Source organism: Martelella sp., from assembly GCF_984369615.1.
This window is the reverse complement of sequence record NZ_CFHTCS010000154.1, coordinates 1-9,777: the sequence shown is the minus strand read 5'-3', so window position 1 is coordinate 9,777 and position 9,777 is coordinate 1. Positions and strand designations below refer to the sequence as shown.

The following is a 9,777-nucleotide window of genomic DNA, read 5'->3' as shown; positions in this document are numbered from 1 at the left end:
TTCGATCTCCCCCCTTGAGGGGGAGATGCCCCGAAAGGGGCAGAGGGGGGTGAACCCTCAGCCGCGAACTCGGAACTGGAGGGCGCTTTACCCCTCTCTGTCGCTGTCGCGACATCTCCCCCTCAAGGGGGGAGATTGAAATCGTGTGGCCGCGTTTTGCCAAATCTGTGAGGACATCATGACGAAAATACCGATGCAGACGCCGTTCGGGGCGGTCTATTTCCGCAAGTCGAATCCGCCGCGCGAGGACTGGGAGCGCGACTACGGCGTCGCCGCCGAGGATGGGCTGAACGTGTTCCGCCACTGGTTCATGTGGAGCGCGATCGAGCGCCGGCCCGGCTTCTACGACTGGGAAGAATATGACCGCCAGATGGACCTCGCCGCCGAAAACGGCATCAAGACCATCATTGCCGAACTGACCCACACGGTGCCGGACTGGGCCTACCGCAAGTTCGCCCATGCCCGGCAGATGCGCGCCGATGGCAGCGAGCTTCCGGCGATCATGGGCGTGTCGGCCGCGACAGGCGGTTTTGCGCCGAACGGCGGCGGCGCCGGTTCGCTGACGATGAACTGCCCGGAGGCGAAGGAAGCCGCCGGCGCTTTCCTGACGGCGCTTGCGACCCGCTACAAGGGTCATCCGGGGCTTCTCGGCTACGATGTCTGGAACGAGTGCAATTATTCGCCGGCGGTCGATTACAACCCGCACACCAAGGCCGCCTTCCGTGTCTGGCTTCGGGAAAAATACGGCGATCTCGATACGCTGGCACAGGCTTGGTATCGCTACTCCTATGCCGAATGGGACGATATCGAGCCGCCGCGCCAGATCGCGCCCTATCCGGAATGCCTCGACTGGCTCGATTTCAAGCGCGAGAATTACTATGGCCAGATGCAATTCCGCATCGATACGATCCGCGCCGTCGACAGCGATTGCCTGATCGCTGCCCATGGCGTGGCGGGAGCCATTCCCGATATGGCCGCGCGCGGGTCGGATGACTGGCTCGCCGCCTCCAAGGTCGAGGTCTACGGCTATACCTTCGTCCATGCGCGCAAGGGCAACCAGTCCTGGCGCAGCTTCTATGCCGCCGACCTCAACCGCGCCGCCGCGCGCGGCAAGCCGTTCTGGCATGCCGAGCGTCAGGGCGGGCCGCTGTGGATGCAGCCGCAGGTCGTCGGTCGCGACAGGGAGGATGGCCGCGTCGCCGAGCCCGAGGATATCCGGGTGTGGTCGCTGACGTCGTTTGCCGGCGGCGCGCGCGGCATGCTGAACCTGCGCTACCGGCCGCTGCTCGACGGCCCGCTGTTCGGCGCCTTCGGCTCCTACGGCATGGATGGTTCGCGCACGCCGCGCTCCGATATGGCCTCGACGATCGCGAAATGGACCAATGCGCCCGAGCAGAAACCGCTTCTGGCGGCAAAGCCGGTGAAGGGCGAGATCGGCATCCTGGTCGCTCCGGAGGCGCAGGCCTGGGATTACCTCCTGAGCCGTGAGGGCAATTACGAGACCTACAGGGAGGCCATGTGGGGCGCTTATCGCGGTTTCTTCGACAATGGCATCCAGGCCGACTGGGTGCATGTCGAGGATATCGACGCCTATGACGCGCTCTACTTCCCCTACCCCATCATGCTGACAAGCGAGAATGCCGCAAAACTGGCCGAATGGGTGAAGGCCGGGGGCATGCTGGTGTCGGAAGCCTGCCCGGGCTATTTCGGCGATCGCGGCAAGGTCGGCACGGTGCAGCCGAATAACGGGCTCGACGCCGTCTTCGGCGTCCGCGAGGACGAGGTCGAGTTCATGCCGGATATCGGCGACCGCATCCGCTTCACGCTCGATGGCGTTTCGACCACCGGCGGCGGCTTCCTGCAGTCCTACACCGTGACGAAGGGCCGCGAACTGGCGCGGTTTGACGACGGCCGGATCGCGATCGTCGAGAACGCGTTCGGCAAGGGCCGCACGTTGCTCGTCGGCACCCATCCCTCGGTCGGCTATTACCGCGACCAGTCGGAGGCGGGTAAACGCTATTTCGCGCGCTGCTTAGCCTTCTCCGGCAAGACGCGGCATACGCTGTGCACCAATCCGGCCCTGCAGATACGCCTTCATGAGAGTGATTCCGGGCGCTATCTGTGGGTCATCAACGCCACGCGCCGGCATCAGACGGCGACGCTTTCCGATGGCGACGGCCGGGCCTTGAGCAGCGCAGAGGTATTCTGGGGCAGCGACGAAGCCTCGTTGAGAGACGGCAGGCTCGCCGTGCCACCGCGCGACGCGCTGATCGTTCGGCTTGCATAGAGCGCGTCGGGGAAAGGCGATCATGCCGTAGACAAGGGTCACGAGCAGCAGGATGCCCGCAAGAGCGCGATCGGCCATGTAGCGGCCCTCTTGCGCCGCCCTGCATGCCCAATGTTCCATCGTCATCGACATGCGCGGTTCGGAGAGCCTTCGCTAACGGCTTGCGACAGCCGAAACCCAGGCACGGCGGACATGCAATGGTTCTTCGCCGTGCCAACAATCTGCCCCGGGAGAAAGTTGACCCGGCTTTCGCCGGAGGGGCAGAGACAGCTCGCCCTGCATTCGGGGCTCATTCCGCTCGATCCTGAAGCGTGTGATCTTGTGCCGGGGCTGGGCGATCTTTTCAGAGGCCAGCGAAGGCTGATCCCGATCCGTTTCGGGCCGGGCCTGATGGCCCATCCCGACCACTTCAAACAGGACATGTTCTGGGAGGACGTCTCTCCCGATGCGGAGGCGTTGACCAAACGCTTGAGTGCTCCAGGAGAGTGGGTACCGGTCTTCCGTCCTGAAACGCGTGCTGTCGGGTGGACGCGGCTTGATTGAATTCTCCGGACCTGACCGCCGCGCGGCCGGCCAAGATATCAGCGGCCGCGCGCAGAACGCGCCAGTTCGCGCGCGAGATCGACGAACACCTTGAAGGCCGCCGGCTGATTGCGCCGGCTCGGATAATAGAGACAGAGCGGCGAAAGTGGCGGCGTCCACTTGTCGAGCACCCGCACCAGCCGGCCGGCCTCGATGTCTTCACGCACATCCGATTCCATGAAGAAACCGATGCCGACCCCGTCCAGCACAGCCAGGCGCGCAAGGCTCGCCTCATCCATGGTGATCGGCCCGTCCACATCCACATGTACCGGCCGCCCTTCGGCTTCGAACTGCCAGCGCAGCATCGCGCCGTTCGGCAGACGGGTGCGGATGCAATCATGCGCCCTCAGGTCCGATGGCTTCTGCGGCGGCGCGCGGTTTTCAAAATAGGCCGGCGCACCGACAACCGCGTGGCGTCGCGGCGGTCCCAAGGGAATCGCGATCATGTCGGTGGGCACCAGCGGCTCGCTGCGCACCCCGAAATCGAAACCGTCGGCGACGATGTCGACAAGATTGCCCTCGGTCACAAGATCGATCCGGACTTGCGGAAACCGGCGCATGAACTCCAGGATCAGCGGTGAGAGGATCTCGCGCCCGGCGGTCGCGAATGTGTTGATGCGCAACACGCCCGTCGGCGTCTCCTGTTGCGAGCGCGCCGTATCGAGCGCCTGGTGCATGTCCCGGAGCGCCGGGCTCATCTGATCGACGAACTTCCGTCCGGCATCCGTCAGCGAAACGCTGCGCGTCGTGCGGTTGAACAGGCGCACGCCCAGTTGCTCTTCCAGCTTTGCAATCGCGTTGCTGAGCGCGCTCGTCGACATGCCGAGATCAAGGGCTGCGGCGCGAAACGAGCCCCTGCGGCTGACCGCGAGAACAGCGTCGAAATCACTCAGCCTGTAGATCGCCATTATCCCGAAATCCGAAATTCCCCATCTCACTTTATCCCGCTTATCCGTACGCCGTCAAAGCCATAAATTGAGGTCGAACAGCAACGGAATGAGAAAAATGCAGTATTATCAGGTTTTCATCAGTGCCGAACAAACCGCGCAGGCTTACCGCATCCTCGATGCGCTGATCGCCAAGCAATTGGTCTTCGGCGGTCCGGTGGTTGGTGGTCCAGCCAAGTTCCTCTGGAACTTCAAGGACAGCGACGTGCCCGCGAGCATGTGTGAGCCCAAGCTCTACACCCTCGATCAGGACTACAACTACATCATCAGCTACACCCGCGAGGATCTGAAGGAAGAGCTCATCGAAGTGGCGGAGAGCGCCTCGCTGGAAGAGGTGTGCATGATCTCCTTCCTGCCAATGGAGACCAACAGGTCGCTTCGCAACCTGCTCGACGCCTCTTTCGAGGGACGCGGCGAACTTGCCGATCCCGAGCCTGTCGACGCTGTGGCCGCGCTCACTTTCGTACCGAAGGCCCAGATTTCCGCCAGGACCAAGAGCTCGAGCGGCGACGTCGGCAGCCGGCGCTGAACCTGCGCCTTTGTTTCAACCCACGTGCCGCCGGGAGAAGCCTCCCGGCAACACGCTCCAACCACGTAACAGGAGAACCATCATGAGTATCGAACTGCCGAAGGTCATCGACACCTATTTTTCGGCCGACAAGAAGGGCAATGCGCAGGCGATTTCGGAATGCTTCACGGAAGACGCCACCGTCATCGATGAAGGCAATTCATACACAGGCCGCGATGCCATCCGGCAGTGGATGGCCAATGCCTCGACGAAATACACCTACACCGTCGAGCCCTTCGCGATGACGGAAGAAAACGGCCGCTTCGTCATCACCAGCCGTCTCGTCGGCAATTTTCCCGGCAGCCCGGTGGACCTGCGCTACGTCTTCGTCCTCAGCGGCGACAAGGTTGCCAAGCTAGAGATTGCTCCATGACGGCTCTCGTGATCCTGGAAGGGAAACATCGGCGATTACAGGCAGGGGCTTCGACCCGGTCCGAAGCAGACTGATGCCGTTTGCGATACAGCATTGTGTGACACGGCAGCGCGAGAACCGAGTGATAAACACGAAACTATATTAAATTTCAATGACTTGTATACCGAAATGGCTGGGGTGGCTGGATTCGAACCAGCGCATGCCGATACCAAAAACCGGTGCCTTACCGCTTGGCTACACCCCAGCATGTCCTCGCAGCGCGCCTGCGCCGTGGAACGACAAGCCTCTTATCAAAGCTCTTGCCGGGCGACAACGGCTAAATCGGGCGACGGTCAGTGTTTTTGCCGCCCGGAAAGTCTGAAGCCGGCTTCGGCGGTCTTGCAATTTGCCGGTTCGATGTCAGATAGGGGGCATCGGCGGCCACGGAACGCTGCGGGAGGAAAGTGAGAATGCGAGAGGCGCAATCGCAACAGGCATTCGACCCGGCCTATGGCCGCGCTGTCCGGATCGCGGACGGCATTTTTCGGCTGACGGCAGAAAACCCCTCGCCCTTCACCGCGCACGGCACGAACGGCTACATGCTCGGCAACCGGTCCCTCACGATCATCGACCCCGGTCCGGACATCGCGGGACATTTCGACATCTGGATGAAGGCGATCGACGGGCGAAAGGTCGCCGGGATTGCCGTCACCCACACCCATCTCGACCACACGCCGATGGCCCATCGCCTGAAGGCCGAAACCGGCGCGCCGATCCTCGCCTTCTCGCCCCACCGCGCCGCCCGCCCCCTGCACGACGGCGAGGAGAACCCCTTTGCCGAGAGTTCCGACACGGCGCTCGCCCCGGATATCACGCTGGCCGACGGCGGGCGCTTCGAAGCCGACGGCTTCGTGCTGCAGGCCGTCCACACGCCGGGCCACACCGCCAACCACCTCTCCTTCGCGCTGGAAGGCACGCCCTATCTTTTCTCCGGCGACCATGTGATGGGCTGGTCGACCACCATCGTCGCGCCGCCCGACGGATCGATGGGCGACTATATGGCCTCTCTCGAAAAGCTTCTCGCGCGGCCGGAGAGCGTCTACCTGCCGGGCCATGGCGGGCCGGTCACCGGCGCCCACGGCTTTGTCCGCGGCATCCGTTCGCACCGGCTGATGCGCGAGCGGGCAATCCTCGAGCGCCTTGCGGCCGGCGACGAGACGATCGTCGAAATGGTCAAGGTAATCTACCGCACCACCAGCGAGAAACTGCACGGCGCGGCCGCGCTTTCCGTGCTCGCCCACCTTGAGGCGCTGGTCGAGCGCGGCAGCGTTTTGACGGACGGCCCGCCTCTTATTGCCGGTCGCTACCGGCTTCAGGGCTGAGATTTGCCCTTCTCCTCTGCCTGCCTGACGGTCGCCTGGGCCGCGGCAAGCCGCGCGGTCGGCACGCGGAAAGGCGAGCAGGACACATAGTCGAGCGCGAGACCTTCGCAGAAGCGGATCGACACCGGATCGCCGCCATGTTCGCCGCAAATGCCGACCTGAAGATCCGGCTTGGTCTGCCGGCCGCGCTCGGTGGCAAGCCGCATCAGTTCTCCCACGCCGTCGAAATCGAGCGAGATGAACGGATCACGCTCGATGATGCCCTTCTTCTGGTAGGTTCCGAGAAAGCCCGGCGCATCGTCCCGCGAAAGCCCGAAGGTCGTCTGCGTCAGGTCGTTGGTGCCCAGCGAGAAGAAGGCAGCCGTCTCGGCGATCTCATGCGCCCTCAAGGCCGCGCGCGGCAGCTCCACCATCGTGCCGACGAGATAGGAAATCGCCATGCCGCTTTCTTCCATCACCGCATGGGCGACGTCGTCTATTCGCCCCTTCACATATTCAAGCTCGGCGCGCAGGCTCACAAGCGGCACCATGATCTCCGGGACGACCGGTTCTCCGGTCGCGCGGGCAGCCGCGATCGCGGCTTCGAAGATCGCGCGGGCCTGCATCTCGGCAATCTCCGGATAGGAGATCGCCAGCCGGCAACCGCGATGGCCGAGCATGGGATTGAATTCGTAGAGCGCGTCGAGCCTGTGGCGCAGCTTGTCGGTCTCCATGCCGAGCGCCTCGGCCACATCCGCCACCTCGTCAGCCGTCTTCGGCAGGAACTCGTGCAAGGGCGGGTCGAGCAGGCGGATCGTCACCGGCAGGCCGTGCATGATGGTGAAGAGTTCCTCGAAATCGGCCCGCTGCATGGGCAGGAGCTGGTCGAGCGCCTCGCGCCTGCCCTCCTCCGTTTCCGCCAGGATCATCCGCCGCATCATGCGGATGCGGCCGCCGTCGAAAAACATGTGTTCGGTGCGACAGAGCCCGATGCCCTCCGCGCCGAAATCGCGCGCGGCGCGGGCATCGCCCGGCGTATCGGCGTTGGTTCGCACCTTCATGCGGCGCACCGCGTCGGCCCATTCCATCAGCCGCTGAAAATCGCCCGACAGCGCCGGTTTCTGCGTCGGCGCCGCGCCCTTCATCACCCGACCGGTGGCGCCGTCGATCGTCACCGTGTCGCCGGGATGCAGCATCGCGCCGTTCAACCCGTGGAGAATATTGGCGAAGCGGTCGACGCGCATATTGCCCGCGCCGGTCACGCAGGGCACGCCCATGCCGCGCGCCACCACCGCCGCATGGCTTGTCATGCCGCCGCGCGTGGTCAGCACGCCGATCGCCGCCGTCATGCCGTGAATATCCTCCGGGCTCGTCTCGGTGCGCACGAGGATGACCTTGCGGCCCTCCGCATGGGCGGAGATCGCCGCCTCGGCAGTGAACACGATCTCGCCGGTGACCGCCCCGGGCGACGCCGGCAGGCCGGAGCCGATCTGGGTACCCTTGTAGCCCGGCCTGATGGTTGGATGCAGCATCTGGTCGAGCGTTGCCGGGTCGACGCGGATGATCGCCTCCTCGCGCGTGATCAGCCCCTCGTCGGCCATGTCCATGGCGATCTTCATCGCCGCGCCCGCCGCGCGCTTGCCGGCGCGCGTCTGCAACATGTAGAGCCTGCCGCGTTCGATGGTGAATTCCATGTCCTGCATGTCGCCGTAATGACGCTCGAGCCTCGCCGAAACGGTCTCGAGCTCGCCGAAAGCCTCCGGCATCAGCTTTTCCAGAGACGGCTTCTCGCCGCCCGAGGCTATGCGGCCAGGCTCGGTCACGCTTTGCGGCGTGCGGATGCCGGCAACCACGTCCTCGCCCTGGGCATTGACCAGGAATTCGCCGTAAAGCGCCTTCTCGCCGGTCGAGGGGTTGCGGGTGAAGGCCACGCCCGTGGCCGAATCATTGCCGAGATTGCCGAACACCATCGCCTGGATGTTGACGGCCGTGCCCCATTCGAAGGGGATGTTGTGCAGGGCGCGATAGGTCGTCGCCCTGGCGCTGGTCCAGCTTGAGAAGACCGCCGAGATCGCGCCCCAGAGCTGTTCATAGGGGTCCTGCGGAAAGGCCGAGCCCAGTTCCTCCTCAAGCAGTTCCTTGTAGCTTGCGACCACGTCTTCCAGCTGGCCGGCCGTCAGTTGCGTCTCATAGGCATGGCCGAGCTCGGACAGTCGGTCCTCAAGGAGCTCCTCGAAGAATTCCTGATCGAGCCCCAGCGCCACATCGGCGTACATCTGGATGAAACGGCGATAGCTGTCCCAGGCAAAGCGGGCATCGCCGGTATCTTCGGCCAGAAGCTGAACCGTCTCGTCATTGAGGCCAAGATTGAGCACCGTGTCCATCATGCCGGGCATCGAGACCCTGGAGCCTGAACGCACCGACAGAAGCAGCGGATGCTTGCTGCGCCCGAAGAGCCTGCCGGTCACCCGTTCGACCTGCGCCAAACCTTCCGAGACCTCGTCCTTCAGTCCGTCCGGAAAGGTCTTGCCGTGCTCGTAGAAATAACGGCAGACATCGGAGACCACGGTCAGTCCGGGGGGCACGGGCAATCCCATGCGCGCCATCTCGGCGAGGCTCGCGCCCTTGCCGCCCAGTCGATCCCGGTCAATCTCGTGTTCTTCCGCCTCGCTGAAACCGAAACCGTAAACCCAGTTCGCCATTCGTCCGCCCGGTTGCCGGGCAAACTGCCCGTCTTCATTCTATCTTTTGCTGGACGTTAGAGCATCGCAGCCGAAATGAGAATTGGACAAAAGAGAAAAAACCCCGAGGCGGATGCCGGCCGGGCCGCAGTCAGACTTCCTCCACCAGTCTCTCCGCCGTCCTGAGGTCAACGGAGACCAGTTGCGAGACCCCCTGTTCGGCCATCGTCACCCCGAAAAGCCGGTCCATGCGCGCCATGGTGATCGGATTATGGGTGATGACGACGAAGCGGGTCTCGGTGGTCGCGGCCATTTCGTCGAGCAGGTTGCAGTAGCGCTCGACATTGTGGTCGTCGAGCGGCGCGTCGACCTCGTCCAGCACGCAGATCGGCGCCGGATTGGTGAGGAAGACGGCGAAGATCAGCGCCATCGCCGTCAGAGCCTGCTCGCCGCCCGAGAGCAGCGTCATCGTCTGCGGCTTCTTGCCGGGGGGACGGGCCAGGATTTCGAGCCCGGCTTCCAGCGGATCATCCGATTCGATCAGCTGCAATTCCGCCATGCCGCCGCCGAACAGATGCACGAACAGCCGCTGGAACTGCTCGTTGACCTCGTCGAAGGCGGCAAGCAGGCGCTCGCGCCCCTCGCGGTTGAGGCTCTGGATCGCGCCGCGCAGCTTGCGGATGGCATCGAGAATATCGTCGCGCTCGCGCACCAGTTCCTCGAGCTTGCCGGAAAGCTCCGCCTGCTCCTCCTCGGCGCGCAGATTGACCGCGCCGAGACGCTCACGCTCGACCTTGAGGCGCTCCAGCGCGCGTTCCACGGCGAGCGGGTCCGGCAGGTCGGCGTCCGGCGCCAGGCCCGTCAAGCGGAAGGCCTCGTGCGGCGCAACCTCCAGCACTTCGCGGATGCGCGCCTCGGACGCCTCGCGCCGCTCGCGCGCGGAAACCAGCCGCTCTTCGGCGCGGCCGCGCTTTTCGCGCGCCTCGGCAAGGTCGGCAA

At 64.2% G+C, this 9,777-nt stretch carries 7 protein-coding genes, 1 tRNA gene and 1 pseudogene; 5 read left to right on the top strand and 4 right to left on the bottom strand.

Annotation, left to right across the window (positions count from 1 at the left end):
* Positions 1-178: 178 nt before the first annotated feature.
* Complete coding sequence (locus AC5DC2_RS13195; protein ID WP_491698809.1) at positions 179-2,287, top strand: beta-galactosidase; 2,109 nt, start codon at positions 179-181, stop codon at positions 2,285-2,287.
* Between the two features lie 192 nt (positions 2,288-2,479).
* Entirely contained in the window at positions 2,480-2,830 is a 351-nt protein-coding gene (locus tag AC5DC2_RS13190) for a hypothetical protein (protein ID WP_491698808.1), read from the top strand.
* Positions 2,831-2,868: 38 nt separating this feature from the next.
* Here the strand turns inward: AC5DC2_RS13190 and AC5DC2_RS13185 are convergent, their stop codons facing one another.
* Positions 2,869-3,777, bottom strand: coding sequence for a LysR family transcriptional regulator (locus AC5DC2_RS13185; RefSeq protein WP_491698807.1), 909 nt, complete (start codon positions 3,775-3,777; stop codon positions 2,869-2,871).
* A gap of 97 nt (positions 3,778-3,874) precedes the next feature.
* Between AC5DC2_RS13185 and AC5DC2_RS13180 the strand changes: the two genes are divergently transcribed.
* Positions 3,875-4,345 (top strand): hypothetical protein, encoded by a 471-nt coding sequence (locus tag AC5DC2_RS13180; protein ID WP_024706689.1) that lies wholly within the window; start codon positions 3,875-3,877, stop codon positions 4,343-4,345.
* Between the two features lie 82 nt (positions 4,346-4,427).
* Positions 4,428-4,757, top strand: coding sequence for a nuclear transport factor 2 family protein (locus AC5DC2_RS13175; RefSeq protein WP_024706690.1), 330 nt, complete (start codon positions 4,428-4,430; stop codon positions 4,755-4,757).
* A 169-nt stretch (positions 4,758-4,926) separates the two neighbouring features.
* Here AC5DC2_RS13175 and AC5DC2_RS13170 read toward each other — a convergent pair.
* Positions 4,927-5,001, bottom strand: a tRNA-Gln gene (locus AC5DC2_RS13170).
* Positions 5,002-5,206: 205 nt separating this feature from the next.
* Between AC5DC2_RS13170 and AC5DC2_RS13165 the strand changes: the two genes are divergently transcribed.
* Positions 5,207-6,118 carry an MBL fold metallo-hydrolase gene (locus AC5DC2_RS13165; RefSeq protein WP_491698806.1) on the top strand — a complete coding sequence of 304 codons (912 nt, stop codon included), beginning with the start codon at positions 5,207-5,209 and terminating at the stop codon, positions 6,116-6,118.
* On the opposite strand, the gene ppdK is transcribed toward AC5DC2_RS13165, so the two are convergent.
* A complete protein-coding gene (ppdK, locus tag AC5DC2_RS13160) occupies positions 6,109-8,799 on the bottom strand; it encodes a pyruvate, phosphate dikinase (RefSeq protein ID WP_491698805.1) in 2,691 nt (896 codons plus the stop codon). The two genes, AC5DC2_RS13165 and ppdK, sit on opposite strands and share 10 nt — an antisense overlap.
* Positions 8,800-8,929: 130 nt before the next feature.
* Positions 8,930-9,777, bottom strand: a pseudogene (locus tag AC5DC2_RS13155) (chromosome segregation protein SMC); the annotation flags it as partial.

Excerpts from the sequence above, each read along its gene's own strand:
- AC5DC2_RS13195 (WP_491698809.1), top strand. The coding sequence starts at position 179 with ATGACGAAAATACCGATGCAGACGCCGTTCGGGGCGGTCTATTTCCGC.
- AC5DC2_RS13190 (WP_491698808.1), top strand. The coding sequence starts at position 2,480 with ATGCAATGGTTCTTCGCCGTGCCAACAATCTGCCCCGGGAGAAAGTTG.
- AC5DC2_RS13185 (WP_491698807.1), bottom strand. The coding sequence starts at position 3,777 with ATGGCGATCTACAGGCTGAGTGATTTCGACGCTGTTCTCGCGGTCAGC.
- AC5DC2_RS13180 (WP_024706689.1), top strand. The coding sequence starts at position 3,875 with ATGCAGTATTATCAGGTTTTCATCAGTGCCGAACAAACCGCGCAGGCT.
- AC5DC2_RS13175 (WP_024706690.1), top strand. The coding sequence starts at position 4,428 with ATGAGTATCGAACTGCCGAAGGTCATCGACACCTATTTTTCGGCCGAC.
- AC5DC2_RS13165 (WP_491698806.1), top strand. The coding sequence starts at position 5,207 with ATGCGAGAGGCGCAATCGCAACAGGCATTCGACCCGGCCTATGGCCGC.
- ppdK (WP_491698805.1), bottom strand. The coding sequence starts at position 8,799 with ATGGCGAACTGGGTTTACGGTTTCGGTTTCAGCGAGGCGGAAGAACAC.